Here is a 23,680-nt window from a genome sequence, read left to right on the forward strand (position 1 = left end):
TTTCTATCCATTATTCAAATACATGGGCATTCATACAAAAATGCGCCTAAGTTCCTTATGAGGGACGTTAGGCGCAAATAAAGATAGAACCGCAAACGTTTATAGATCATCATAGGGGATGTCATTTTTATAGGCATGGACGCTTAATGCAAGACCAATCGCAATGAGATTCGTAAGCATGGAACTGCCTCCATAGCTAATAAAGGGCAAGGAGATGCCCGTCAGCGGAAGAAGTCCGATATGCATGCCGATGTTCACAAAGATCTGAAAGATAAACATGCCAAGCACCCCCACCACAAGGTAGGTGCCGGCTAAGTCGCGACTATCCCTTGCAATGCCGACAAGCCTCCAGATAAGCAGGAAAAATAACAGAATCAGCACGGAAGAGCCGATAAAGCCGTAGCGATGACCAATGACGACAAAGATGGAGTCGGAGTATGCATAAGGAATGAATCCTCCCTCCAGATACTTACCATCGCTGCCGCTTAATTGTCCTGAGCCGATGGCTAGAATGGCATTGTCCACATGCCATGACTTGTCAGGGTCGCTTGTCGGGTCAAGAAATGACTGAATTCGAGCCAGCTGATGAGGATGAATAATCTTTGCAAGCAGCTCTTCATTGTAAAAGTATAGTCCAAAGATCGTCAGTACGAGCAAGCTGCAGCCAACGAAGCCAATCACCATATAACTGGCACGAATATTGCCTATCCACAGCATCCCGAGCATAATCCCGATGAATACGAGGCCTGTCCCAAGATCAGGCTGCTTTAAGATGAGCAGAAGCGGCACGAAAAAGACAGCCATGATCGGCGCAATGTCTCGAAAGCTTCGAAGCTCTTTTCCCTGATGTTTTTTAAGCAAATGTACCCCAAGCAGAATGGTTACGACCTTCATCATTTCCGAGGGCTGAAGCTGGAAGCCGCCGATGCTGATCCAGCGCGTAGCGCCGTTAAGCGTGGAGCCCATGAACAAGACCATGACAAGCAGGATAATCACGATACCGTACAGGATATAGGCCAATCGGCTGATTAGCACATGATAGTCGAGCAGTGCGATAAGAAACATCGGAATACAGAATGTCAAGAACATGATGATCTGATTCCAATAGATTCCTCTCAGGTCAGAGTGCTGCGTTGCATCGTATACGGCAATGGTGCCTACCGCAACTAATGCTAATAATAGGATAAAGGTAATACCGTCAATCTTTTTAAATTTTTTAAAGTCTAGCATATGATCAAACCCTCTGTTTCCTAGCATTTGGATGGGCTTCTGCAGCACAACGACGATGATTGTCACGAGAAATGCTGAGCAGAATGCCAGTGCTTACCATGCACAGCAGGAGGGAGGAGCCTCCATAGCTGATGAAGGGGAGCGGCATTCCTTTAACAGGCAGTGCTCCCGTAACAGCACCCAGATTAAGCAGAATCTGTGCGCCAATCATCGTAATGATCCCCGTAGCAAGCAGAATAGCAAAGGGATCATTACTTCTTAAAGCCGTTCGGAGACCGCATCCGAGATAGAGTAAAAACAAAAGAATAACGAATAGTGCCCCTAAAAAGCCAAATTCCTCTCCCACAACAGCGAAGATAAAATCCGTGTGAGCCTCAGGCAAATAAAAATGCTTTTGCACACCATGCCCAAGCCCTGTTCCGAACAAACCTCCATGAGCAAGAGCGTAGAAGGACTGAATCAGCTGGTAGCCGCTGCCGCTAGCATCCTCCAGCGGGTTCAAGAACGCGACTAATCGCTTGACACGGTAGCTTTTGCTGAAGGCAAGCATGGTCATAACGGGAATCAAGGCTGCGCTGACAATCGCGAGCTGCCGAAGATGGATTCCGCCTGATATGACAATAGCTAAAGCGATGATGATCAGCAGCATCGAGCTGCCGAAGTCCGGCTGCCGCATGATGAGCATAAGAAGCAGGCCGACCACGATCAAGATAGGAAGAAGCCCTCGCTTGAAGGAGGCGATCCGTTCCCCTTTGTTGCTGATCAGGGCGGCCAAATAGATAATAAGGGACAACTTCGCAAATTCAGTGGGCTGAAACTGAAAGAAGCCGATGGATATCCATCTTCTGGCTCCATTTACGAGATTTCCGCCAATCAATACCCACAGGAGCAGCACAAAGGAGATCAACAGCAGGTGAGGAGCGAACGGCTTCCATATTCGATATGGAATGCACATGCACACCAGCATGAGAAGAAGTCCGACTCCTGCGAATAAGCTCTGCTTTGCGGCGTAGTGCCAAGCGTTGCCGTAACGGACCGCGACCACGGTGGAACTCGCGCTGAAGATCATAACGACGCCAATGCTTACGAGAATGATGGTCGTAATGAGAAGCAGATAATCAGGACGGCCTATGCGCGGCTGCTTCATCTAGACCGACCTCCTGTCTTAAGGATAGTGAACTCCTTTTGCATTAAGGCCATTCTAGTGTTTGAGCTGAGCAAGTAGATTATTGATGTCAGCGTCTGGATTCAACCAATCCTCGATCATCTGATGAGCACGTTCTACCGTGTCCTCATCGAGAATGTAGTACCAAATGCCGTCCATCATCTTTCCATCACCTGTTAAGGCGTAACTGTGAAAATCAGGGGATTCATCTGCTAAGAACATCCATTTCCCAAGGTCCATCACGCCATTAGGTGCAATATCCGTTTGCAGGTTGCTGCCGGCTATGTTTAACAGAGATGGAATCTTGCTCAGCTGCTTCCATTGCAGGGCTCGGGTTGTGATTGCCTTTAGGAAGATCTGATTGCGTTCCATCCGCTGCTGGTCTGTATCTTCACGGTAGCGTACATAATTCAATGCCTCTAGGCCGGAATAGATGGGCTTATTGGCTTTAATCAGGAACTTATCGTGGTTCCATTGCTTATTCTCAATATCCATTGTGATAGGCAAAGATACGCCGCCTAGCGCATCCACCACATCGACAAAGCCTTTAAAGTTGATAGAGGCGTAATGATGGACAGGCTGATCGAGCAAGTGCTCCACCGTCTTTACACTCATCTCCGCTCCGCCAAAGGCGAAAGCATGAGCAATCTTGTCTTTTTTTTCTTTTCCAATAATCTCGGTGTACGAATCTCTTGGAATGGAGACGAGCAGTACTTGATGATCCTTTGGCCGAACAACGGAATAGATCATCGAGTCTGAGCGTCCTACTTCTTTATCACGCTGGTCAATGCCAAGCAGTAGAAGGGAAAATGGCGACTGATCGCCCATTTCAAGTTTAGGGCGGTCTCCCTCTAGAGGCTGATAGGCCTGTTCAAGTGATTTTTCAACTTTACCTGCAAGCAAATGGTCAAAGGCCCATACAGAGAGCGGCTTTCGAAAAATGAAGCCTGCTGTCACGATAAGAATGAATGAGAGCAGGACCATGCTCCATGTCCGTCTTTTTTTCATCTATTCATAACCTGCCTTTCGTTCGTGTTGAATGGATCGGCGGTTGTAAATCATCACAGAAAAGGGCTCTCTGCACGAGAGAGCCCAACGATGGATCGTTGATTATGGAAGGGAGGCTTCATTCTCATTTTAATCTTTTGGGTGATCGCGGTAGCCTTTCTTTTGCAATAATTCGAGTGTGTTGTTTTTCCATGCATACACATCCAGGCCCTTTTCGCCGCCTCCGAGCACCCACCCTAGAACGAGATCTGGAACACCGTCTTGATTGACATCTTCAAATTGGGTGAAGTCTAGGCCATGACCCGAACCGTTTGTCTCCCATACGATCTTCCACTCATTGTCGATCTTTTTGAGCAGTGCAGCACGGAGACTGTTATTCATCGTACCGTCCTCGAATACGACGATCGCTTCCTCGGCTTGATCCCCGTCTACATCTCCAAACGTAATCCCTGAGCTGCCTTCCTGAGACAAGGGGAGCAGGATTCTGGAACCATCCGGCAGGGCCTGCCTTAGCTGGTCCTCACTTGGTTCCGCATCGTATGCTTCAGGTGCCTGTATCAGATCGATAGGAGGCGCTGGCATGCTGCAGCCTTGAAGCAATAGCATCAAGACGACCATGATGCGTATCATCCATCTTCTTTCCATATGATTTACTCCTTGCCCATCTCTCTTCTTTTCCAGTGTAATGAAGTCGTTTTGAAAAGGGGTTATGAAATCGTTAAAGTTATCGCTCATGATGTGTTAACGGGATTCTTAACCTTACGGTCGTCCCTTCTCCCCATTCGCTTTCAATCTCCAGCGATCCTTGGTGCAGCTTCATAATTTCCTGACATATGGCAAGTCCAAGTCCGCTTCCTGAAGACTGTTCATTTCCGTGATAGAATTTTTGTGTAATGTGCGGGAGATCGCTTGCTTTAATGCCTTGTCCATTATCTTGGACGGTCATATGAATCTCATGATCATGGTGCGCCGCACGAAGGGACACACGGCCGTTCGGACGTGAGAACTTAAAGGCATTGTCCAAGACATTGATCAGGACCTGCTTCATTCGATTCTCATCGATATTCACGGGAGGGAGCGCAGGGTCCATCTCGATACGAAGGTCAAGTCCCAGCCGACTCGCTCGCGGCAATAGCTGCGTGCTGATCTGCTGGAGGAGCTTCGGCAGTTCGACCTTCGTAAGCGCAAGCTGAATCCGCCCATTCTCAAGTTTGGAGAAATCAAGCAGCTCGTCAACCAGATGAGTAAGCCGAATGCTTTCCGCATCGATAATGTCCAGACCCTCCGACCAGAGGCTTTCATCCTTTGATGGATCAGACTTCAAGGTGATTACCCATCCATGGATGTTCGTTAACGGCGTTCGAATCTCGTGAGAGATGGAGGAGATAAAGTCGTTCTTTAGTGCCTCATGCTGTTCAAGCCGAGAAGCCATCGTATTTAAGGTGTCTGCTAAGGTGCCGAGTTCGTCCTGATATCGTTTGCTGGTTCTAACAGACAGGTTCCCTTCACCCATCTCGTCGGCAGCAGCCGTTAGCTCCCGGATAGGACCGGTAATCGTTCGCGATAGAATCATGCCGAGAACGGCGACTAGAGCAAGAATTAGTAGACCAGCGCCGATAAACCAAGCCGCAATGTAACGGATCGTTGCGATAACAGGCGTTAGCGAGGTTACGTACCTTACGGCACCAACGATTCCATCTGCGGAGACAAGAGGGTAGGCGATGGCAAGCAGCGTATCATCAGGTGCATGTAAAGCAGGCTCACTGCCTTTCCATTTGCCAACGCCACCGCTCAATGCTTCCTTCACATCGGGATAGCCGAGCATGCTGCGATGAGGCTTATTCTTGTTGGAGTCCTCGAGCAGGCTTCCAGAGACATCGATGATTTGCACTTGCGCTGACGTGTTCTGAGCGAATCCTCGCAGGAGATGATCGGCTTGCTCACTTAGCTTTGTATCGGAGAAATAGTTTTTGAAAAAGTTAGCCGAGATCTCAGCCTGATTGGTGATCGACTCCTCCACATTGTGATGATAATAGTAATTAACAGAGGTAATGAGCACGACCTCCAGCAGTCCCACGGTAATCATGATCACCGCCAGATAGCTGCCCACGAGTCTTTTTTGGATGCTCATTGTTATCCGTCCTTTCTAAAGCGGTATCCGCGTCCCCATACCGTCTCTATCCATACGGGCTTGGAGCTGTTGTCCTCGATCTTCTCTCTAAGCTTCCGCACGTGAACGTCGATGGTTTTTGGGTCGCCTACAAAGTCTTCTCCCCAAGCAAGATTTAAAAGTTCATCTCGTGTCAGCGCCTTATCCGGATGTTCCATAAATACTTTAATGACTTGGTACTCCTTGGGTGTCAGCTCAATAGCTTGCCCATGCTTATACAGCCGATTCGCATCAATATCTAAGCGCAAAGGCCCGACCGTGATGACATGACGAGTCTCTGAGGTGATTAGTGCTTGCGATACCTGCGTGCGCCTCATTACACTTTTGATCCGTGCTACAAGCTCAAGCGGGTTGAAGGGCTTCACGATATAGTCGTCTGCCCCTAGCTCAAGTCCTCTGATCTTGTCCAGATCCTGCCCCTTGGCCGTAAGAAATAGAATGATGACGTTAGGGTCCTGCTCTCTTATTTGCTTGCAGCATTCAAAGCCGTCAATATCCGGCAGCATAACATCCAGCACAATAACTTCTGGGCTGTGCTGCTCGAAGGCGAGAAGGGCCTCGGCTCCCTTTGAGGCTTCTTTAACTTGGAATCCGTTTCGTTCCAGGTTAATGCGGATGAAACGCCGGATATGATGGTCATCCTCCACCACGAGGATGGGATGGCGAGTAGATTCTAGTATCATGGTTGTTTCCTCCTTCATTCACGCATCGTGTTCTTTATTCGATGCGCTGACGATCGTCGTGAAATGGAGTAATCATTCATCGTTATCTTGGAAATGAAAAAAGCTCTCCCGTGAAGTTCGGGAGAGCTCGGTGCATACAGCTTGAGCGGCAGAAGGACTGATAATCATATCCAACTATTGCCTCATTCCCCCTAGTCACAGCTTTGGCACTATACAACGTAAAGGGCGTGAGCCCTTAGCCACCTTATGAAAAGCCTTAATCCGGCAATCCCTGTTCTACCCATTGGCATCTTTCGATGTTTCCGGGCAGTGGCCTGTATTTGTATAGGAGCCTCACCTAACGAGGACCTGATTACTATGCCTGATAGTATATGGATCTCAGCTTATTGTCAAGCGAGGGTAATCCCGAGCTTGTGATGAATGACAATATTCTATACCAAATTGTTGAAATTGAATCCGCTGCTTGGTTCCAATAACCGGTAATATAGGAGATAGGGCTATATTCAGTATTATCATCTTTCGAATGACTCATAAGCATAGAAAGATGAATCTTTCACGATTAAGCATCAAGTAGGAGGATAGGCAATGAGTGTGGATCAAGTATGGGAGGCAGCAGAACCCGGCGTTAAGCGTAGAGTGATGGAGCCTGGACAAGCGCTCATGATGATGGAAGTTCGATTCGAAGAAGGGGCGGAAGGTTATTTGCATCGTCATGTCCACGAGCAAATGTCCTACTGCTTGTATGGTAGGCTTGCCTTTACCATTGATGACAAGACGACCCTGCTGGAAGCAGGAGAGAGCATCGTCATCCCAAGCGGGGCGCTGCATGGCGTGAAGGCACTAGCGCCGAGCGCGCTGCTGGACTGCTTTACGCCGATAAGAGAAGATTTGCTTTCGAGGCAATCCCGATGATTGTTAGAGGAACACGAGGATCTATGATATAAACAGGGCAGGAAAGGTCTATTAGCATGGATCATGCTTGAAGGCCTTTTTTGCTCATTTTACAAATGAATGCTCAAATGATAAAGTGTTGAACGAAGAAATCAAAGACAAAGAAGTGATAAGTAGTGAGGATGAATATGTTGAAAAAAGCAATGAAGTCAGTCTTGTTTGCATGGTTATGCCTATTGCTGCTCGCAGGCTGTGGAATTGCTGCTAATTCCCAAGAGACGCAGGCAGAAGATTATACGACGTTCGAGAGTGTGGCCAAGCACTTGATGGAACATCAAAAATTGCCGGATAATTTTATTACGAAAGCCGAAGCAAGGAAGTTGGGATGGAACCCGCAGAAGGGGAATTTAGATGAGGTCGCTCCCGGCAAAAGCATTGGCGGCGATGTCTTTCATAATCGCGAACGAAAGTTACCCGACAAGAAGGGGAGGACTTGGTACGAAGCCGATATCCATTACAAGGGCGGCCCCCGCGGGAAATATCGAATCCTATATTCCAATGATGGCTTAATATATAAGACCGAAGATCACTACAACACGTTTGAACAAATAACGTAAAGGTACAGGAGGCATCTAGCGTTGCGTGAAATCATCCTTGACGGTGGAGCAATTGGCAATGAGGAACAACTGCATGCCATCTTAAAAGAAGCTTTGGCCTTGCCCGATCATTATGGTCACAATTTAGATGCTTTATGGGATTGCCTAACCGGATGGGTTGACCTGCCGCTTACCATCCGCTGGCTGCATTTTCGTGAAAGCGAACAAAGGCTTGGGGCATTCAGCCATACGCTGCTTGAGCTCTTCCAAGAAGCGGAGCAAGAAATGGAAGGATTTCATATACGGCTTGAATCGTAAAGCTCAAGGCCTAAGTAAAGATTCATTGTATGCAGTGCCGCACCAAATTCTTGTCCATTTTAGGGAGACAAGAATTTGGCGGCACTGTGCAATTAAGTACGATAAGCATAAAATTGGTTTGGCAATAGAGCCATATAACCTTCTGTACCTTATCCTCATATCGATCGCTTATTTCATAATCCCCTTCCAAAACACTTCCCAATTTACGTTTAATCGTTTCTCATACTCCTCATAAGGAAGATTCATCAAATAGAACAGCATTCCATCCAGCATGCATATAAACGAGATGGCAATCTTTTCTTTGGAAATGAATGAATCCTGCGCTGGCTCTCGCTCTATAATCGAGTAAAGCAAAGCTTGGACTTCATGATCAAACCGCTTATTCTTTTCCAGGACGATGTCCTTAAATGGCTCAGGAGGAAAGATGCCATATCGTTTTAGAAACAGCCCCTTGTCGTTTCTGTAATAGTACTTGTTTAAGGCGTCCAGCAATTGATACAGCTGATCCTTTGTTGAAAGCGATGATAGAGAAGCGGCTTGTTTTTTAACAAACTGAATACAGTCATCAATAACAAAATCCACGATCGTCTCAAACAGCTCTTCTTTACTCGAAAAATAAGCATATATAGAAGGCGGCTTAATATTTACATTTGTAGCGATATCCTTAAGGGAAGTTTCTTCATATCCTTTTGAAGAGAACAATTGCAGGGCATGATCTAATATCTTTTGCTTTGTTTCGTTCCCTTTCTTCAATGACTACACCTCGATTCCAAACGTCATGATCAGGACACAAGCTTAAGTCCTACAATACTTATTATAATACCACCTACTAGTGCCAGCTTTCTAAGATCTTTAGGTTCATTAAAGAGAAACATGCCCAACAATACGCTTCCTGAAGCTCCAATGCCTGTCCACACCCCATAGCCAATGCTGATCGGAATTTCCCTTAGAGATAAAGAGAGAAATGTAAAGCTTAATCCTAAAAACAAGATGAAGAAGAGTGTAGGCTTCCATTTTGAAAAGCCTTCTGTCAACTTCAGGTTTATAATGCCTCCTACTTCAAACAATCCTGCAAGCGTCAAGAATACCCAGCTCATTTTTCATCCCCGCTTTCTACATGTTTTTCGCCAGACACTAATTTCAAACCGATAATACAGCTGATGAGCAGCAGCAATAACAGAACTTTCATGACACTGACGGAATCGCCCAAAAATATCATGCCGACCAAAGCTGTCCCAAATGCCCCAATACCCGTAAAGACAGCGTAAGCCGTAGAAACAGGGAGAACCGCTAGGGTCTTAGCAAAGAACCAGAAGCTGATAATCAGCAGTACAAGTGTTAGAAGGACAACAGGTATATTGGTAAAGCCGTCTGAGTACTTCAACCCTAGTGCCCATCCTACCTCGAATATTCCTCCCAGAATAAGATAAATCCAGCCCATAAGAATCTCTCCCTTGAATATATGTGTATTTAAAATCTAACTAACGTTAGTTAGATTTTATGGAGTACATTGTATGCTAGTAAGACTTAAAAATCAACACATGAGAAAGACTTTCTAATCAAAATGTTGAAGAGGCGTCATACAAAGGCGAAGGGAGATATTGACAAACGGGGAAAGAGACGATATGATTAATTTACATACCGACGGTCGGTATAATTATAAAGTTCTTGGTCAAGAAATGTTATGTATATCTGGCTTAGGTTTCTAGATGTATGGTGGTTCATCTCGTTGGAGAGAAGGAGGGAATACGATGAAGAGATATAATGAGAAGATATTGGCAGATACGAAGAAGCTCTCTCAGCAGTCGGTTCAGAAGGCCATGAACAGCGTGACCCATCTTACGAAGCCGCCTCGTCATGTTGCTCGTGTAGGCTCTATTGTTGGAGGAATCATCGGTGGGATTCTGCTTGTTGTCGGGGGCATTAGTTTGCTGCTGCAATATCATACCGTGGCCTGGGTGACCTTGGTTGCAGGGGTAACGACGATTATTTCCAATCGACTGAGTTTTAAGCGAAATCAATAAGGCGAGCAGCATGGACTAAGGGCATAACCTTGTTATGCTCTATTTTGTTGTGTCATGTATAGGTCATAAAGAGAATAAAGTAAGCTGCCTTCACTGCAAGAGGAAGGCAGGCTTTCTACGCTGTTACGCACAGCTATGACGAGGTTTCCTTGAAGCTGATCGAGAGCTGTTCGTTGGTCTTCGGATTGAATCTAACGGTAACGAGCACCCCGAATTCGCGTGTGCCTTGCTTGACCCACAGCTTGAACTGCTCCTCAGCAACAGTAGGGCTAACCTCTTGGCGACCAATATGAAGGTAGTCCAGCACAGAAGCTTGATATCGCTTTATCGTCTCTTGAACAGCAATACGTCCCCAGCGAGCATAGTCGGGCTGAGCACATAGGGACGATACGGTGTGCCCATACAGCAGTAGCAGCAGAACAAGGCCAGCCAGAAGCTTTGTGCCTCTTGTATGCATAGCATCCATCTCTCCATTTCAGTAAGTATCGTTGTGCTGGTGAAGCGCTTATGTTCACAGCGTGTGTGATTTGGCCTTATTTCATTCATAAAAGCGGTTCATTCATCCAGTAGATTCTGATTCTCTCTTGTCCATACTTAAGGTATAATGATTGAATGCACTTTGAGGACAGAAAGTGGAGGCGTTCGTTCGTTTGGCAAATTACCCGTTTGAATTTAACCCGTCGGAACCCTATATCAAGCAAGCAAGCGACTGGATCGCGGATGTATTCTATGATATCTTGCCTGAATCGGGATTCGAAGTTCGTGATGAACAGATTTATATGGCTTTCCAGTTGGAGAGAGCCTATCAAGAAAAGAAAACGATTCTTGCTGAAGCGGGAGTCGGCACCGGCAAGACGCTTGTATATTTGCTATATGCCATTAGCTATGCCAGATACACAAGAAAGCCTGCTGTTATCGCTTGTGCGGATGAGTCGCTCATCGAGCAGCTTGTCAAGCCAGATGGCGATATTGCCAAGATTGCAAAGCATCTTGATCTTGTGGTTGATGCGAGGCTTAGCAAATCCCAAGATCAGTACGTATGCTTGAATAAGCTCGATCTGGCCAGATACGGGGAAGAGGACCGAGAGCTGTATCGAGATATCTATCAGACTCTCCCTGAATTCGTCAGAAAGCCAGATACGCTTCAAGCCTTTTATCCATATGGAGATCGCAAGGACCACGCTCACCTGTCAGATGAGCAATGGGCAAGAATCGGCTGGGATGTGTTCCAGGATTGCTTGGTATGCCCTCAGCGTCATCGCTGTGGTCAAACGCTATCCCGGGAGCATTATCGCAAATCGGCCGATCTTATTATTTGCTCCCATGATTTTTATATGGAGCATGTGTGGACTTATGAATCGAGAAAGCGAAACGGCCAGCTTCCGCTCTTGCCTGAACACAGCTCCGTCGTGTTTGACGAGGGTCACCTTCTCGAAACCGCAGCCCAGAATGCGTTAACTTATCAGCTTAAGCATGCTGTCTTCGAAAGCATTATTGTTCGATTGCTCGAAGGCGAGATCCGTGAGTCGCTGGCGGTGACGATTGATGAGGCGATCGAACAGAGCGAAGCCTTATTCGACACACTGCACCGGCTGGCTGTAAAGATTCCAGGCTCCGATCGCATGGAATACCCGCTTAACGATGCATTGAAAGCTGAAGTTAGACGGTTTCGTTTGGTGCTGAACACGATTGAGGAGGAGCTCGTATACGAGGGAGGTACGTTCACGCTGAATGAATATCAGCTGAAGATTGTGGAGGAGCATCTGGATATGATGCAGACGGCTCTCCAGCTCTTCGATCAGCCTGAGCGTCTTATCTCTTGGCTGAGAGAGGATCAGGACGGTCTGTCATTAGTCATTATGCCAAAGAAAGTGCAGGAGGTGCTGAAGGAGCGAGTGTTCGCTCAGCACATGCCGATTGTATTCTCATCTGCAACGATGTCTGTTGATGGTTCCTTTGATTATATGACGGCAGGCCTTGGACTGACTCAGGCCCTTCATTTCTCAACCCCTTCGCCTTACGACTATGAAGCGCAAATGAAGGCAAGGCTGCATACTTCTATTGTCGGAGAAGAAAAGATCAACAAAGTTGTGGAGCTGCTTCAAGAATCCGAGGGTAGAGCCCTTATCTTGTTCCGAAGCGAAGAGGAAATGAAGCAGTTTAAACAGGCGCTTGCAGAAGCTGATATTCAACTTCCTTATCCGATGCTCTATGAGGGCACACAGGAGATCAGCCGCTTGATTGAGCAGTTCCAGCAGGACGAGTCTAGCGTGCTGTGTGCCGTATCCTTATGGGAGGGCCTTGATATTCCGGGCCCGTCCTTGTCCCACGTTATCCTGTGGGAGCTTCCATTCCCGCCGAATGATCCTGTATTCACGGCGCGCCGCCATGATGCGAAGGATGCGTTCAATGAAGTAGACATGCCGTACATGCTTCTGCGCTTGAAGCAGGGGATCGGAAGATTAATTCGCTCCAGCGAAGACCGCGGCATGGTGTCGATTTTCGGCACTGAGCTGAACCAAAAAGACGTACGAGAGCAGGTGGAATTGGCCCTGCCTGTTAGAGGGGAGTAACGATCATGTTGACGATAATTGGACATACGGCAGAACAAGTAAAAGATCCGTTTGGCATTCTAAGCGGGATTCGCTATGAATGCAATCTGAACATTGAGGTGCCGGAGGACGATGAGCTTTACTTGGAAAATGGTGTATATGTGCGTGTCATCTTCCGCGCCGATGGCGACCAATCCAGTATTGTAAAGTATGACTTGCACGAACGCTTCACGGATCGTTATCTAGACATCGATCTTGAAGATGAAGAACTTGCGCTCGTCGAGCAGTACTGCCGCGAGCAGCTGTTGAAAGAGGCTGCGGGCGAATAAGGGGAGAAAAGTCTCCGTTTACCCGTAATAAGATTTGCTGTAGGAAGAGATGGTCATCACCCTTCAAAAAACTCGAAAATCCTTGGACGAAATTTAGAATTAGACGGATATAATAAGGGTCACCCTATCATTTAGGGAAAATTGCACATTAAGATACATTTTCGCAAAAACTATCTATTTCTTTAAGGAAATAGATAGTTTTTTTATTTCTATACATCAGTGGGATAGTGTTTGTTGCCTATACTTTGATTGAAAATATAATACTTATTAAACCTTACAATATTGTAGGGTAAATGTAAGAATCTTAAATTTCTTCTTTAAAACCTACTAACTACACTTACAATATATGAACAACTCGAGATTACGTTGGATATTGGAGGGAACGATTATAATTTCTACTTTTAGATCAAGCAACTGAAGGTATCTATCATTCCATTGCCGGGACAGATATCACAAAGATGAGAACCAATGACCTGGTACATACTTCAAGTTATTATCAATATTACTATAGGGAAATGAGTTCATAGTTGATTTTTATTTACAGGCTGTTCTTAATGAATTCATAAAATGAAGCTGCACTTAAATTGTAAGGAGTGGGACAATTGGAAACGGTACTGTCGGTGCAACACCTAACGAAAGAAATCAAGGGCAAGTTGATCGTGCAAGACATATCGTTCGATGTGGTAGAGGGAGAGATTATTGGACTACTTGGTGCGAACGGAGCGGGCAAGACAACTACGATGAAGATGATCGTTGGTCTAAGCACAATAAGTGCCGGGGACGTGCGGATTGCAGGTTACAGTATTAAGAGTCAGTTTTCTAAAGCACTCCTCAATGTAGGGGCAGTGATTGAAGCACCTGCATTCTACCTTATTTGAGTGGGTATGAAAATCTACGTCAATATCAGCGTCTGCACAAAAATGCGAGTAAGGATTGGCTGTTGGAGGTAGCCAGTCTGACCGGGATCGAACATGCGCTTAAGCAGCGAGTCGGTACGTACTCCATGGGAATGAAACAACGCTTGGGAATTGCACAAGCACTACTGCGAAAGCCAAAGTTGCTTGTGTTAGATGAGCCGATGAATGCACTTGATCCTGCTGGTGTCCGTGAAACCCGGAACTATTTAAATAAAATTGCGGCAGATTTGGGCGTAGCAATTGTGATCTCCAGTCATCAACTGTCTGAGATTGAGCAGATGGCACGCCGAGTGGTTATTATGCAGAATGGCTGCTTAATGACAGAGCAGCGGATTGATGATGAATTAAGTGGTGGGGAATTCTGTGTTACCCTTCATGTTGATCATATTGAGCTTACAAGCGAAGTTGTAGTTAACTTGTTTGGGGATGATCATCATGCATTGGATGATATGCAGACAGAGAAATTATCTAACGGTTTGCATAAGATGACAGTAGCTATTGATGAATGTCAAGTTCCAAAGCTGATTAGAGCATTGTGTGATGCCGGGGTGGAAGTTCATCGGGTGTTGCCGGCACATACGAGTTTAGAGGATAAGTTTTTAGAATGGACAACTACGCGCGGTGAGGTGAGTTAAATTGCTATGGAATGAATGTTTGAAGATAGTAAATAAAAGAATCTTTATTCTTTCACATATTGGTTTTATTGTGATGACGGTACTGTTGTCTTGGTCGTACATCAGTAATCTCCAGGCCAATGTTACGGTGGCTCAAATGGTAGATGCTTTGCTTGACCTATCGGGAATGCTTGTTATTCTGCCTTGGGCGATTGTTTTGTCACCTCTTATTTGGACGGATGAGTATCAATATGGTACTCTGAAACAACTATTCCTGCATACGTCTTCGCGCGCACGGTTGCATGCTGCAAAGATTGCTGCGATGATCTTGCTCATCGTTACGAGTGTAGTTAGTATATTCATTGTTTCTTTGTTATTGAATCTTCTGATGGCTCCACAAAACATGCAATGGGGGGACATGACGGTTGTACTATACTCTATCGGAGCACTCGTATTGCAATGTTGCCTATATGCAAGTCTAGCATCCTTGATTGGCGTGTGGACGAGATCAGCTGCTATCGCAGTAGGCTGCAGCTTAGTGCTATACTTTTTACAGATAATGTTTGGTGGTAGTCTCTTATCGACATCATGGACGCACATTCTATTCATTCATCATGATGATTTAAGTGTCTATTGGAGCACATCACAATCTAAATCGGAATTAGTGGGCTTACCTATGTCGTTAGCGATAGATATCGCCTATATCTTGTTTTTCTTTGCAATTGGACTATGGTTGTTCGTCAAAGAGAGAGGAGCAGACTAAACATAACACGGAGCTAAGAATGAGCAAAATAGGATACAGTTACACTGGTTATACATTAAAGTCAGTCTAACATTTTATCTTCGGGCAGAAACTAGGTGGAGTTCCCCCATGGGACCCCCTAACCGACAACATGAAGACTGTCATGGACGAAGCAAGAACCGCGCATAGGGCTGACAAAATGGAATGTTAAATTCGCTGGGCTTGCTTATGAATTTGCGTAGGGATGACCGTCCTTTTTTTGTTGACAGCCAATTGTTCAGATTAAACGATGCACATACCAGCCGTACACCATCCAAACGCAGTGATATAGGCTAACAGCCAAATAAATGAAAGCTGTCATCGTAATAAGCCACTGATGGAATCGCCGCATGGTGATCACTGGATAGAGGAGCAGGAGGGTAAGGGGAAGAAGCGCTTTCAGGCCATAGAAAGCGAGTATGCTCCACTCATACACTGCGCCTGCAATGGGATTGGCTTCTGTCACCCAGCCAAGCTTAATGCCGATGTCCGTGCAGAGGGCATCGAACAGGCTGAATAAGATAATCGCTTTTATGAAGAATAGAGGCCGATCTTTGATCATCTTCATGACTCCTTTTACTACTTAAGTTCATAGCAGCAGAATGGGTTAATTTTAAGTGTTAGAGATGTTTCGAGTGGATCCACGAGCGATCTATTGCTAGGATATTCATAGATTCATAGAATGATTCGCTTGCTTGAAGCCTTTCTGCAATAGACAAAACAAAGACTTGATCATGAAGGTAGGGCGATGTTGCCAATATAGGATTTATTTGCAATGTCCACTGGAAATATTTCTCTCTATCATCATGGTCAAAAACACGGCAAAGCATGCATCAGCAAGGAGAGTAAAGAAATCAGAAGCATGTAAAAGGATCGAAATTGTTGGCACGCTGGTGATTGCGATATGATCATAATGTAAGCGCTATACTTATATGCAGGAGGAGAGAACAGATGAGCAAAGTAAAGCTGGCATTGATCGGGGCAGGACTGCGTGGCATTAATTATACGAATGTAGCGATTAGCAATCCGGATGAAGTGGAGGTGGTTGCGGTAGCGGACCCTTGGGAGGAGAGAAGGCTCAATTTCCAAGAGGCGCATCAGCTTAAAGACGAGATGTGCTTTACGGACTGGCGTGAGATGCTTAGCCAACCCAAGCTTGCGGATGCTGTACTTGTATGCACGCAGGACAATATGCATTTTGAGCCAACGATGAAAGCTTTGGAGGCAGGCTATCATGTTCTGCTGGAGAAGCCGATGTCGCCTGATCCGGTGGAATGCATAAAGATGGGGGAGAAGGCGAAGGAGCTGGGTCTTGTCTTCTCGATCTGTCACGTGCTCCGTTATACACGGTTCTTCGGTACGATCAAGCACATGATTGAGGAAGGAAAGATTGGAAGACTAATGTCGATTCAGCATAATGAAAATGTGGGCTACTGGCATCAAGCACACAGCTTTGTGCGGGGGAACTGGCGAAATTCAAAGGAGAGCAGCCCGATGATTCTAGCGAAGTCCTGTCACGACATGGACATTATGCTATGGCTTGCAGGCGCTTCCTGCAAACGGATTTCTTCCTTCGGCAGCCTTTCGCATTTCCGAGCAGAGAATGCGCCGAAAGGCGCGCCAAAGCGCTGCCTGGATGGGTGCCCTGCAGCAGATACATGCATCTACTATGCACCGAAGACTTATTTAATTGATGAGCCGAACTGGATGCAGCTAGCGATCAGCAATGACCTAAGCTATGAAGCAAGACAAAAAGCGATCGAGGAAGGCCCTTATGGACGCTGCGTCTACCATTGCGATAATGATGTCGTCGATCATCAGGTCGTGAATATGGAATTTGATAATGAAGTAACGGCGGTATTTACAATGTCGGCCTTTACACAGGAATGCTCCCGTACTATTAAGCTGATGGGAACAGCAGGCGAGATTCGCGGTGCCATGGAGAAGAATGAGATAGAGTGGATTCGCTTTGGACAGGAATCATCTGAATGTATTCATCTTGATACACCTGGCGGGCACGCTGGCCATGGAGGCGGCGATGAAGGCTTGGTGTGGGACTTTATTAAGCTTGTTCGAGCAAATGGCAGCGAGAAAGGTCTAACTTCTGCTGATATTTCTGTGCAGAGCCATCTCATGTCGTTTGCTGCCGAGCATTCTCGCCTTACAGGTGAAGTGGTTTCACTGTCTTCATTTGCTGAGCAATTTGCAGCTCAGGCCAATGCGTGAATAGAGATCATTCTAAAGCGCAGCCCGCAGGGCATTTCCTTTATTTTTCCATTTGTGTTTTTGTTCACAAATCCTTGAATATTTGAACGGAATTGATGAAACATCCCGTTATAGTTTCATTTATAATGCGAATAGAAGGGTTGCTAAACCTAAGGTTATCTTAATACCTGATAGGGATGTGGATTTGTGAACAAGAAAAAGAAATGGTTCCAAAACAAATTTCTGTGGGGGCTCGTCATCCTGATCTTGATTCTGCTGCTATTAAAGCTTCCTGAACAGATGGACAAGAAGGTGTTGATGCCGATGTCCAATCAGCAGCTAGAGACGTTCTTAACAGAGAAGAAGTCTGGATTCGTCTATGTGGGGCGGCCAACCTGTCCGGTGTGTCAGGAATTCGAGCCGAAGCTTGTGAAGGAAGTAAAAGCAAACAAAGCGGAAGTGCACTACTTCAACACAGACGAAGGCCGCAAAGAAAATGAAGAGAAGATGGTTGAGATGCTGAACTCGCTCAATATTTCAACCGTGCCAGCACTTCTTTATATCAGAGATGGACAAGAGGTCGAACGAATCGATGAGGGCCGCTTCTCCAATGAGGATATTCAGCAGTTGATGAACAAGTATATGACTGCTTCATAACTTAACTTGATGATCAATAAAAGACGCTCCATGCGTTTCTATCAGAGGATAGGCTTAAAGTTAGGCCTAATCGGATAGGAAGCAGGGGCGTTTTTCTATGGCATGATGATGAAGCATAAAAAATATCATCCAAGTCGCACCATCATCGAACGGCCTTTTTATAGGTAAGGTAATTTCACTAATCTGTAGTCTCATACATCCTTAGAATCTCTCAATAGTAGGTTGAGGATATGGCATATAACGGATTCATTGCTATGGGATCAGGGTAATAATGGAATGTTATTATATAAACATTTACATATATAATTAATGGAAAGGATGATCATGATGCATATCGAATGGTCGGCCACACAAATGTACAATACCTTAATGGCTGTAGCTGCGGGTGTAGCCTTGTTGCAGCTTGTTCGCTTCGGCTGGCTCATCCAACGAGACAGAACGATAAGCCTTGAAGGGTGGGCCATGGGCTTCGGGGTAAACGGCTTTCTGCTTACGCTGCTTGGCGGGGCGATGACCTTAACCTGGCCGCTTTCCAAGGTCGGTTTTCCGTTTGACGATATTATATTCGGTGAACCCTCGCTTGCTTTCGGGGTTCTGATGCTGGCAGGTGCCATCTTGCTGTGGCGCAAGTCCAACCTGCTGCTCCGATCTGATCAAAAGCAGCCTGGAACCAAGATTACGGGTGGACGAGTGGCTGATGACTTAACGGAAATGACACGTCCCTTATCTTATTTTGCCGCAGCGATTGGCCTTGGACTCATCGCGATCGCCTTTGCAGGGATATACTATCAGCTGTTTGCAGCACCTCCTGAAGAGCCAATATCGGGGCAATTCGCGGATTATCCGCTGCTTGAAGCCAGCTTTATCTCTGGCCTCTATGCTTTAACCGGCATCGGTGCGATTCTGTTCCCATTTGGACTAAACAATCGCAAATCGAAGGTCGTCAAGGTGATCGCGGTCGTATGGACCCTTGCAGGGATTGCCTTTGCACTGTTCGGAGCGATGAATTACTTTACGCACATCGGCTTAATTGTTAATACGATGAATTGATGTTGTAATCAAAGCGGAAATCTAAGTTTACATGGGGCTTCAAGCTTGTACATAGAGCTAGTTCATTTTCCATACATGCAATAACCCCTCGCTTCACCATGAACCAGGTCCGCAGGCTTCCTCTTAGCTTGCCAACCTGGTTCATGGTGAAGCGAGGGGGTTCTTTTTATCGATAACATCGAAGATCCGATTACACGCCAGAGTAAGCCATGAATCCGCCATCTACAGGAATGACCGCACCTGTGATAAAGCCAGAGGTATCCTCATCTGCAAGCCACAGCAGAGTGCCAAGCAGATCCTGAGGCGTGCCGAAGCGCCGCATCGGCGTATGGCTTATGATCTTGTTCGAGCGCTCCGTCAAGCTGCCATCTTCATTCGTCAGCAGGGTCCGATTCTGCTCCGTTAGGAAGAAGCCGGGAGCTAGAGCATTTACACGGATTCCGGCATCTGCGAGGTGAACGGCAAGCCACTGCGTAAAGTTATTGATGGCAGCCTTTGCAGCACTGTAAGCACCTACCTTCGTTAACGGCGAGAATGAGCTCATGGACGACAGATTAATGACGACAGCTCCGGCACGCCCGATCATTTGCTTCGCAAACACTTGGGTTGGAATCAATGTGCCTGTAAAGTTCAGATCCAGCACATGTCTAAAGCCCTCCACCTTTGTATCGAAAAAGGAAGTGACATCAGGGAGCTCCAGATCTTCCTGCCGGAATGTCTCGTGGGTCGTATTGGCGCTGGCATGGTTGCCGCCGGCACCATTGATGAGAATATCGCATGGGCCGAACTGCTCCGTAATAAGAGCGGAGGCCGCTTGCACGCTGGCAGCATCCGTCACATCGCACGATACGGCGATGGCCGTTCCTCCCTGTTGTTCAATCTCTTGGGCAACGGCTTCACCCTTCGAGAGCGTGCGATTTAGAATCGCGACCTTCACGCCTTGTCTAGCCAGCTCTATAGCCATTGCGCTGCACAATACGCCAGCGCCGCCAGTGACAACCGCGACTTTCCCTGCTAAAGAAGGGTGCAGGGGGAGCGCAGCCTTCTCGGATGCAGCTTGTGGATTCCAACTCATACCATGGCCTCCTTTGCAGACTTCGCGGCTTGTGCCACCCGCTCATAGGCATCCCATAGTCCCCACAGGTGCATGATGCCAAGTGCTCGGTCATACAGCCCGTAGCCCGGACGGCACTGTTCTCCCCAGATATGGCGGCCATGGTCAGGCCGGACATATCCCGTAAAGCCGATATTATGATAGGCTTTGACGATGCCTGCAATATCTACCGTACCATCCTGAGTACGGTGTGAGGTTTCAATGAAGTCCCCATTCTCATATACTCGAACATTTCGAATATGGGCAAATGGGATCCGGTCCTTAAACTCATGGATCATCGCAACGATATCATTGTCTGGATTCGCACCGAATGACCCGCTGCAAAGCGTAATGGCATTGGACGGGCTGTCATAGAGGCGGAGCAGGCGGCGCAGATTGTCCTGACAGGTAATAATGCGAGGCAAGCCGAAGACAGACCAAGGCGGATCGTCTGGATGAATCGCCATTTGGATGTCGTGCTTCTCCGCAACCGGAACGACCTTTTGAAGGAAGTATTCAAGATGATCCCAGAGGTTCTCTTCCGTAACCCCTTGATACGCCTCAAACAAGCTCGTGAGATGGGAGAGACGCTCAGGCTCCCAGCCTGGCATCGTCAGCTCGCTGTTTTTATTGATGGATTCGACAAGCTCAAACGGATCCATGCCATGAATGCGGGATTTTTCGAAGAAGAGAGCATTTGATCCATCCTCCATCTCCTTGAACAAATCGGTTCTGAGCCAATCGAAGATCGGCATGAAGTTGTAGCAAATCACCTTTACGCCAACCGAGGCAAGCTTCTCTATCGTCTTGATGTAATTCTCAATGTAGTGATCACGCGAAGCAAGTCCAAGCTTAATGTCTTCATGTACGTTAACGCTTTCAACAACATCCAGATGGAGTCCATACTCAGAAGCCTGCTCCTGAACAGCCTTAATCTTCTCCATCGGCCATTCCTCGCCGGCCGGCACATCGTGAAGGGACCATACGATTCCTTCTACGCCTGGAATTTGCTTAATCTGGCTAAGGGATACGGTATCATTGCCCTTGCCAAACCATCGAAATGTCATACGCATACGTTCACCGCCTCATTAATGGTTGATCCAGCTCATTTGGATCAAGTTCAATCAGCTTACAGGGATGAAATAATTCGGATACGTGGCTCTTAATACTTCCAGATCGGTAATGCTTAACGTCAGATGCTCCTGCATCAGCTGCTCGGCGCCTTTGGCATCGTGCTTCTCAATCAGCTCCGCCATCTTGCCGTGATGCTCATAAAGGTGCCTCCAATCAGAGGAGGCAATCAGCCACAGACGGCGGCTGCGGTTCAAATGGGCATTCATCTGCTGCATGACCGCCCATGTTCCGCTCTTGCGGCAGCCTTCGAACAGCGTACGGTGGAAGGCCTCATCGAGCTCAAACATCTGCTTGCCGTCATGCTTCTCCATGCTTTCGGCCTGTAGTGCTAGATTCTGCTTCAGCCTGCTCATGGCTTCTTCAGGGAAGGATTCGCAGGCTAAGCGAATAACGGCCTTCTCCAGCTGCTCACGCATGAATCTCGCCTCTTCCACATACGCCGGATCGATCAGAGACACCTTCGTACCTCGCTGGGGCAGGACTTGAACGAGTCCCTCCTGTGCCAAGCGCACGAAGCTTTCCCGCACAGGGGTGCGGCTGACATCGAACGCAAGGGACATCTCCTTCTCTGATAGGGAGGTGCCAGGCGGCAAATCCAGATTCATAATGCGCTGCTTTAGCTCGTTGTACACCACATTCCCAGCAGAGTCGGGTGTTCGTTGGAAAGATCCGTTCATCATGATTCACCTTCTTTCAACTACCATACTACCATACAAGTAGTATCGCTGATACCTCTTTTTTTGAAAAATGTTCCTCTTTATCCTTGATCATCATGCTGTTTTGAGCAGGATGGGCGTGTTCTTTCAACGGCATTCGCTTTGAAAGTCATGTTTTCGCTAGTAGTCTCATATAGTCCTACAATGAACAGCGGTTGTGAGTTCAAGACCGACTTAAGATGGAGGAGGAACGGCATGAATCCTTATGTGGGAATTGAAGTAGGGGTAACGAGCATGTACATGTACGCGCAGACGGAGCAGGGGATTATGGAGCGAACGGTGCCCACAGGCAGTGCATGCACCTTCGATTCATTGAAGCAGCATATTCGGTCTTTTATTGAAGAGCTTCCAAGTGAGCCAGCAGGAGTAGGAATTGGCTTGGTTGGTCTTGTTGAAGGCGACCAGCGCGTGCAGTTCAGTGATATGGACATTCTGAATGGTGTAACGGCCGACCAATTTACGGATGGAAAGGTTCCGGTGAGACTGCTTAATGGCAGCTGCCATTGCGGAAACGAGGCCTTATCCAAATAACCGAACGGTAGCATTTATTCTGGCCGATGCCGGTATCGCTTCTCACGTTGTTGTAGACGGGAAGCCGCTGCAAGGAGCATGCGGCTGGTCAGGAGAGCTTGGATACACGATGGTTCCCGTAAGTGGCCGGGTGAAAAAGCTGGATGACTTGGCAAGCAGCGCAGCTATTCTCCGGGAGGCTAAGGTCAGTGCCGAAGTCTTTTTGCGCAAGCTTGAGAAGCATGATGCTCAAGCAGCTTCGATAATCCAGCAGGCAGGCTTCTACTTTGGGCTTGCGCTTACGAACATTATTCACTTGTACAATCCAGATGTGATTGTGATAGGAGGCGCAGCAGCTCAGTATCCTGGCTATTTGGAGCGGGCGATTACGATCGCGGCACAGTACACGCTGCAAGATTTGTTCCAAGCTTGCAGAATCGAGACGGCGCGTGAGGGACATCGCAGTGTTGCGATTGGAGCGAGTGAATATGCAAGAGAGCAGCTTGCATTTGTATAAATGGATAAAGAAGAACATTGGATAGGGTCTGCATGTTAAATAATCATGAAATCCAAAAGATACGCTAATCGTTTGCATCTTAATCTTATCATGGTATACGGTATTACATCTTTGGCTTGTTGCTGCTTAAATGACAGTGAAAGGGGAATGAAACGCAAATGGATACCCAAGTGAAACGATATTATCATTTGAAGCAGAAAAAAAAGGAGCTTGAGGCTGAGCTTCAGGAGCTGCATGAGCAGATCATGTCCTACTGCCAAGAGCAGCAAACGTCGGATATCGAGATTGGCTCTTATCGAGTCAAGCTGGTTCTGCAGGAGCGTAAGGAATACGATGACACGAAATTGTATGAAGCGCTCCCTGATCCTGAGGTGTGGAGGCTTTGTTCTAAGACGGACCCCTCCAAGCTGGCAGGTCTCGTGAAGCTCAATGTTATTCCAGAGGAGAAGCTTAAGGATACGTATACGCTTAAGCCTGTGACTTTGTTGAAGGTAGAGAAAAAGTAGCCGTGCTGCTTATT

At 46.9% G+C, this 23,680-nt stretch carries 27 protein-coding genes, 1 pseudogene and 1 riboswitch; of the genes and pseudogenes, 14 read left to right on the forward strand and 14 right to left on the reverse strand.

Annotated elements, in window-relative coordinates; all coding sequences use genetic code 11:
• Positions 1-99: 99 nt before the first annotated feature.
• From I2H74_RS06085 to I2H74_RS06110, 6 genes are all read right to left on the reverse strand, one after another.
• Positions 100-1,230 carry an FtsW/RodA/SpoVE family cell cycle protein gene (locus tag I2H74_RS06085; protein WP_195573388.1) on the reverse strand — a complete coding sequence of 377 codons (1,131 nt, stop codon included), beginning with the start codon at positions 1,228-1,230 and terminating at the stop codon, positions 100-102.
• Positions 1,231-1,234: 4 nt separating this feature from the next.
• Positions 1,235-2,377 carry a putative lipid II flippase FtsW gene (ftsW, locus tag I2H74_RS06090; protein ID WP_195572482.1) on the reverse strand — a complete coding sequence of 381 codons (1,143 nt, stop codon included), beginning with the start codon at positions 2,375-2,377 and terminating at the stop codon, positions 1,235-1,237.
• Positions 2,378-2,431: 54 nt separating this feature from the next.
• The gene (locus I2H74_RS06095; RefSeq protein ID WP_195572484.1) at positions 2,432-3,403 is read right to left on the reverse strand and encodes an LCP family protein; all 972 of its coding nucleotides are present in this window, start codon (positions 3,401-3,403) and stop codon (positions 2,432-2,434) included.
• Between the two features lie 129 nt (positions 3,404-3,532).
• Complete coding sequence (locus tag I2H74_RS06100; protein WP_195572486.1) at positions 3,533-4,048, reverse strand: FG-GAP repeat protein; 516 nt, start codon at positions 4,046-4,048, stop codon at positions 3,533-3,535.
• 79 nt (positions 4,049-4,127) lie between these two features.
• Entirely contained in the window at positions 4,128-5,534 is a 1,407-nt protein-coding gene (locus I2H74_RS06105; protein ID WP_195572488.1) for a sensor histidine kinase, read from the reverse strand.
• A 2-nt stretch (positions 5,535-5,536) separates the two neighbouring features.
• A complete protein-coding gene (locus I2H74_RS06110) occupies positions 5,537-6,256 on the reverse strand; it encodes a response regulator transcription factor (protein WP_229106427.1) in 720 nt (239 codons plus the stop codon).
• Positions 6,257-6,437: 181 nt separating this feature from the next.
• Positions 6,438-6,608, reverse strand: a riboswitch (M-box (ykoK) riboswitch).
• Positions 6,609-6,841: 233 nt separating this feature from the next.
• Here I2H74_RS06110 and I2H74_RS06115 point away from each other — a divergent pair.
• The 3 genes from I2H74_RS06115 (at position 6,842) to I2H74_RS06125 (ending at position 8,061) form a co-directional block, all read left to right on the forward strand.
• A complete protein-coding gene (locus tag I2H74_RS06115; protein ID WP_195572492.1) occupies positions 6,842-7,168 on the forward strand; it encodes a cupin domain-containing protein in 327 nt (108 codons plus the stop codon).
• 167 nt (positions 7,169-7,335) lie between these two features.
• A complete protein-coding gene (locus I2H74_RS06120; RefSeq protein ID WP_420707421.1) occupies positions 7,336-7,764 on the forward strand; it encodes a ribonuclease domain-containing protein in 429 nt (142 codons plus the stop codon).
• Positions 7,765-7,785: 21 nt separating this feature from the next.
• A complete protein-coding gene (locus I2H74_RS06125; RefSeq protein WP_195572495.1) occupies positions 7,786-8,061 on the forward strand; it encodes a barstar family protein in 276 nt (91 codons plus the stop codon).
• 168 nt (positions 8,062-8,229) lie between these two features.
• On the opposite strand, the gene I2H74_RS06130 is transcribed toward I2H74_RS06125, so the two are convergent.
• Genes I2H74_RS06130 through I2H74_RS06140 form a run of 3 tightly spaced genes read right to left on the reverse strand, consistent with a single transcriptional unit; the run spans position 8,230 to position 9,502 of the window.
• Positions 8,230-8,814, reverse strand: coding sequence for a TetR/AcrR family transcriptional regulator (locus I2H74_RS06130; RefSeq protein WP_195572497.1), 585 nt, complete (start codon positions 8,812-8,814; stop codon positions 8,230-8,232).
• Between the two features lie 29 nt (positions 8,815-8,843).
• Entirely contained in the window at positions 8,844-9,158 is a 315-nt protein-coding gene (locus tag I2H74_RS06135) for a DMT family transporter (protein WP_195572499.1), read from the reverse strand.
• Positions 9,155-9,502, reverse strand: coding sequence for a DMT family transporter (locus I2H74_RS06140; RefSeq protein ID WP_195572501.1), 348 nt, complete (start codon positions 9,500-9,502; stop codon positions 9,155-9,157). Before I2H74_RS06140 ends, I2H74_RS06135 begins: the two co-directional genes overlap by 4 nt.
• Positions 9,503-9,812: 310 nt before the next feature.
• Between I2H74_RS06140 and I2H74_RS06145 the strand changes: the two genes are divergently transcribed.
• Positions 9,813-10,085 (forward strand): hypothetical protein, encoded by a 273-nt coding sequence (locus I2H74_RS06145; protein WP_195572502.1) that lies wholly within the window; start codon positions 9,813-9,815, stop codon positions 10,083-10,085.
• Positions 10,086-10,218: 133 nt separating this feature from the next.
• Here I2H74_RS06145 and I2H74_RS06150 read toward each other — a convergent pair whose 3' ends face one another.
• On the reverse strand, positions 10,219-10,542 hold the full coding sequence (locus I2H74_RS06150; protein WP_195572503.1) for a DUF3889 domain-containing protein: 324 nt from the start codon (positions 10,540-10,542) through the stop codon (positions 10,219-10,221).
• 193 nt (positions 10,543-10,735) lie between these two features.
• On the opposite strand from I2H74_RS06150, the gene I2H74_RS06155 reads away from it, so the two are divergent.
• The 4 genes and pseudogenes from I2H74_RS06155 to I2H74_RS06170 all read left to right on the forward strand — a co-directional run bounded on the left by I2H74_RS06155 (position 10,736) and on the right by I2H74_RS06170 (position 15,260).
• Entirely contained in the window at positions 10,736-12,658 is a 1,923-nt protein-coding gene (locus tag I2H74_RS06155) for an ATP-dependent DNA helicase (RefSeq protein ID WP_195572504.1), read from the forward strand.
• A 5-nt stretch (positions 12,659-12,663) separates the two neighbouring features.
• The gene (locus tag I2H74_RS06160; protein ID WP_195572505.1) at positions 12,664-12,966 is read left to right on the forward strand and encodes a DUF6509 family protein; all 303 of its coding nucleotides are present in this window, start codon (positions 12,664-12,666) and stop codon (positions 12,964-12,966) included.
• A gap of 602 nt (positions 12,967-13,568) precedes the next feature.
• A pseudogene (locus tag I2H74_RS06165) lies at positions 13,569-14,518 on the forward strand (ABC transporter ATP-binding protein).
• A gap of 1 nt (position 14,519) precedes the next feature.
• The gene (locus I2H74_RS06170; protein WP_195572506.1) at positions 14,520-15,260 is read left to right on the forward strand and encodes an ABC transporter permease; all 741 of its coding nucleotides are present in this window, start codon (positions 14,520-14,522) and stop codon (positions 15,258-15,260) included.
• A 256-nt stretch (positions 15,261-15,516) separates the two neighbouring features.
• Here I2H74_RS06170 and I2H74_RS06175 read toward each other — a convergent pair whose 3' ends face one another.
• Positions 15,517-15,840, reverse strand: coding sequence for a DUF5658 family protein (locus tag I2H74_RS06175; RefSeq protein WP_195572507.1), 324 nt, complete (start codon positions 15,838-15,840; stop codon positions 15,517-15,519).
• Positions 15,841-16,229: 389 nt separating this feature from the next.
• On the opposite strand from I2H74_RS06175, the gene I2H74_RS06180 reads away from it, so the two are divergent.
• From I2H74_RS06180 to I2H74_RS06190, 3 genes are all read left to right on the forward strand, one after another.
• Positions 16,230-17,504 (forward strand): Gfo/Idh/MocA family protein, encoded by a 1,275-nt coding sequence (locus I2H74_RS06180; RefSeq protein ID WP_195572508.1) that lies wholly within the window; start codon positions 16,230-16,232, stop codon positions 17,502-17,504.
• A gap of 186 nt (positions 17,505-17,690) precedes the next feature.
• Complete coding sequence (locus tag I2H74_RS06185) at positions 17,691-18,140, forward strand: thioredoxin family protein (protein WP_195572509.1); 450 nt, start codon at positions 17,691-17,693, stop codon at positions 18,138-18,140.
• A gap of 327 nt (positions 18,141-18,467) precedes the next feature.
• Positions 18,468-19,190, forward strand: coding sequence for a DUF981 family protein (locus I2H74_RS06190; RefSeq protein ID WP_195573390.1), 723 nt, complete (start codon positions 18,468-18,470; stop codon positions 19,188-19,190).
• A gap of 190 nt (positions 19,191-19,380) precedes the next feature.
• On the opposite strand, the gene I2H74_RS06195 is transcribed toward I2H74_RS06190, so the two are convergent.
• The 3 genes from I2H74_RS06195 to I2H74_RS06205 are packed head-to-tail and all read right to left on the reverse strand — an operon-like array spanning position 19,381 to position 22,094.
• Positions 19,381-20,265 carry an SDR family oxidoreductase gene (locus I2H74_RS06195; protein ID WP_195572511.1) on the reverse strand — a complete coding sequence of 295 codons (885 nt, stop codon included), beginning with the start codon at positions 20,263-20,265 and terminating at the stop codon, positions 19,381-19,383.
• Entirely contained in the window at positions 20,262-21,356 is a 1,095-nt protein-coding gene (gene uxuA, locus I2H74_RS06200) for a mannonate dehydratase (RefSeq protein ID WP_195572513.1), read from the reverse strand. Before uxuA ends, I2H74_RS06195 begins: the two co-directional genes overlap by 4 nt.
• Before the next feature lie 51 nt (positions 21,357-21,407).
• The gene (locus I2H74_RS06205; protein WP_195573392.1) at positions 21,408-22,094 is read right to left on the reverse strand and encodes a GntR family transcriptional regulator; all 687 of its coding nucleotides are present in this window, start codon (positions 22,092-22,094) and stop codon (positions 21,408-21,410) included.
• A 234-nt stretch (positions 22,095-22,328) separates the two neighbouring features.
• Here I2H74_RS06205 and I2H74_RS06210 point away from each other — a divergent pair, with 234 nt between their 5' ends.
• The 3 genes from I2H74_RS06210 to I2H74_RS06220 all read left to right on the forward strand — a co-directional run bounded on the left by I2H74_RS06210 (position 22,329) and on the right by I2H74_RS06220 (position 23,666).
• Complete coding sequence (locus I2H74_RS06210) at positions 22,329-22,664, forward strand: hypothetical protein (protein ID WP_195572515.1); 336 nt, start codon at positions 22,329-22,331, stop codon at positions 22,662-22,664.
• Positions 22,624-23,160: an ROK family protein gene (locus tag I2H74_RS06215; protein ID WP_195572517.1), complete on the forward strand. Its 537-nt coding sequence runs from the start codon at positions 22,624-22,626 to the stop codon at positions 23,158-23,160. Before I2H74_RS06210 ends, I2H74_RS06215 begins: the two co-directional genes overlap by 41 nt.
• A gap of 158 nt (positions 23,161-23,318) precedes the next feature.
• The gene (locus tag I2H74_RS06220; RefSeq protein ID WP_195572519.1) at positions 23,319-23,666 is read left to right on the forward strand and encodes a hypothetical protein; all 348 of its coding nucleotides are present in this window, start codon (positions 23,319-23,321) and stop codon (positions 23,664-23,666) included.
• Positions 23,667-23,680: the final 14 nt, after the last annotated feature.

Source organism: Paenibacillus sp. 1001270B_150601_E10, from assembly GCF_015558675.1.
Lineage (GTDB): Bacteria > Bacillota > Bacilli > Paenibacillales > Paenibacillaceae > Paenibacillus_B.

What these genes read in the sequence shown, in the direction of transcription:
- I2H74_RS06190 (WP_195573390.1), top strand. Translation starts at nt 18,468, where the DNA reads ATGCATATCGAATGGTCGGCCACACAAATGTACAATACCTTAATGGCT.
- I2H74_RS06085 (WP_195573388.1), bottom strand. Translation starts at nt 1,230, where the DNA reads ATGCTAGACTTTAAAAAATTTAAAAAGATTGACGGTATTACCTTTATC.
- I2H74_RS06195 (WP_195572511.1), bottom strand. Translation starts at nt 20,265, where the DNA reads ATGAGTTGGAATCCACAAGCTGCATCCGAGAAGGCTGCGCTCCCCCTG.
- I2H74_RS06140 (WP_195572501.1), bottom strand. Translation starts at nt 9,502, where the DNA reads ATGGGCTGGATTTATCTTATTCTGGGAGGAATATTCGAGGTAGGATGG.
- I2H74_RS06180 (WP_195572508.1), top strand. Translation starts at nt 16,230, where the DNA reads ATGAGCAAAGTAAAGCTGGCATTGATCGGGGCAGGACTGCGTGGCATT.
- I2H74_RS06210 (WP_195572515.1), top strand. Translation starts at nt 22,329, where the DNA reads ATGAATCCTTATGTGGGAATTGAAGTAGGGGTAACGAGCATGTACATG.
- I2H74_RS06175 (WP_195572507.1), bottom strand. Translation starts at nt 15,840, where the DNA reads ATGATCAAAGATCGGCCTCTATTCTTCATAAAAGCGATTATCTTATTC.
- I2H74_RS06145 (WP_195572502.1), top strand. Translation starts at nt 9,813, where the DNA reads ATGAAGAGATATAATGAGAAGATATTGGCAGATACGAAGAAGCTCTCT.
- I2H74_RS06215 (WP_195572517.1), top strand. Translation starts at nt 22,624, where the DNA reads ATGGCAGCTGCCATTGCGGAAACGAGGCCTTATCCAAATAACCGAACG.
- I2H74_RS06120 (WP_420707421.1), top strand. Translation starts at nt 7,336, where the DNA reads ATGTTGAAAAAAGCAATGAAGTCAGTCTTGTTTGCATGGTTATGCCTA.
- I2H74_RS06095 (WP_195572484.1), bottom strand. Translation starts at nt 3,403, where the DNA reads ATGAAAAAAAGACGGACATGGAGCATGGTCCTGCTCTCATTCATTCTT.
- uxuA (WP_195572513.1), bottom strand. Translation starts at nt 21,356, where the DNA reads ATGCGTATGACATTTCGATGGTTTGGCAAGGGCAATGATACCGTATCC.
- I2H74_RS06100 (WP_195572486.1), bottom strand. Translation starts at nt 4,048, where the DNA reads ATGGAAAGAAGATGGATGATACGCATCATGGTCGTCTTGATGCTATTG.
- I2H74_RS06160 (WP_195572505.1), top strand. Translation starts at nt 12,664, where the DNA reads ATGTTGACGATAATTGGACATACGGCAGAACAAGTAAAAGATCCGTTT.
- I2H74_RS06115 (WP_195572492.1), top strand. Translation starts at nt 6,842, where the DNA reads ATGAGTGTGGATCAAGTATGGGAGGCAGCAGAACCCGGCGTTAAGCGT.
- ftsW (WP_195572482.1), bottom strand. Translation starts at nt 2,377, where the DNA reads ATGAAGCAGCCGCGCATAGGCCGTCCTGATTATCTGCTTCTCATTACG.
- I2H74_RS06110 (WP_229106427.1), bottom strand. Translation starts at nt 6,256, where the DNA reads ATGATACTAGAATCTACTCGCCATCCCATCCTCGTGGTGGAGGATGAC.
- I2H74_RS06105 (WP_195572488.1), bottom strand. Translation starts at nt 5,534, where the DNA reads ATGAGCATCCAAAAAAGACTCGTGGGCAGCTATCTGGCGGTGATCATG.
- I2H74_RS06135 (WP_195572499.1), bottom strand. Translation starts at nt 9,158, where the DNA reads ATGAGCTGGGTATTCTTGACGCTTGCAGGATTGTTTGAAGTAGGAGGC.
- I2H74_RS06150 (WP_195572503.1), bottom strand. Translation starts at nt 10,542, where the DNA reads ATGCATACAAGAGGCACAAAGCTTCTGGCTGGCCTTGTTCTGCTGCTA.
- I2H74_RS06220 (WP_195572519.1), top strand. Translation starts at nt 23,319, where the DNA reads ATGGATACCCAAGTGAAACGATATTATCATTTGAAGCAGAAAAAAAAG.
- I2H74_RS06205 (WP_195573392.1), bottom strand. Translation starts at nt 22,094, where the DNA reads ATGAACGGATCTTTCCAACGAACACCCGACTCTGCTGGGAATGTGGTG.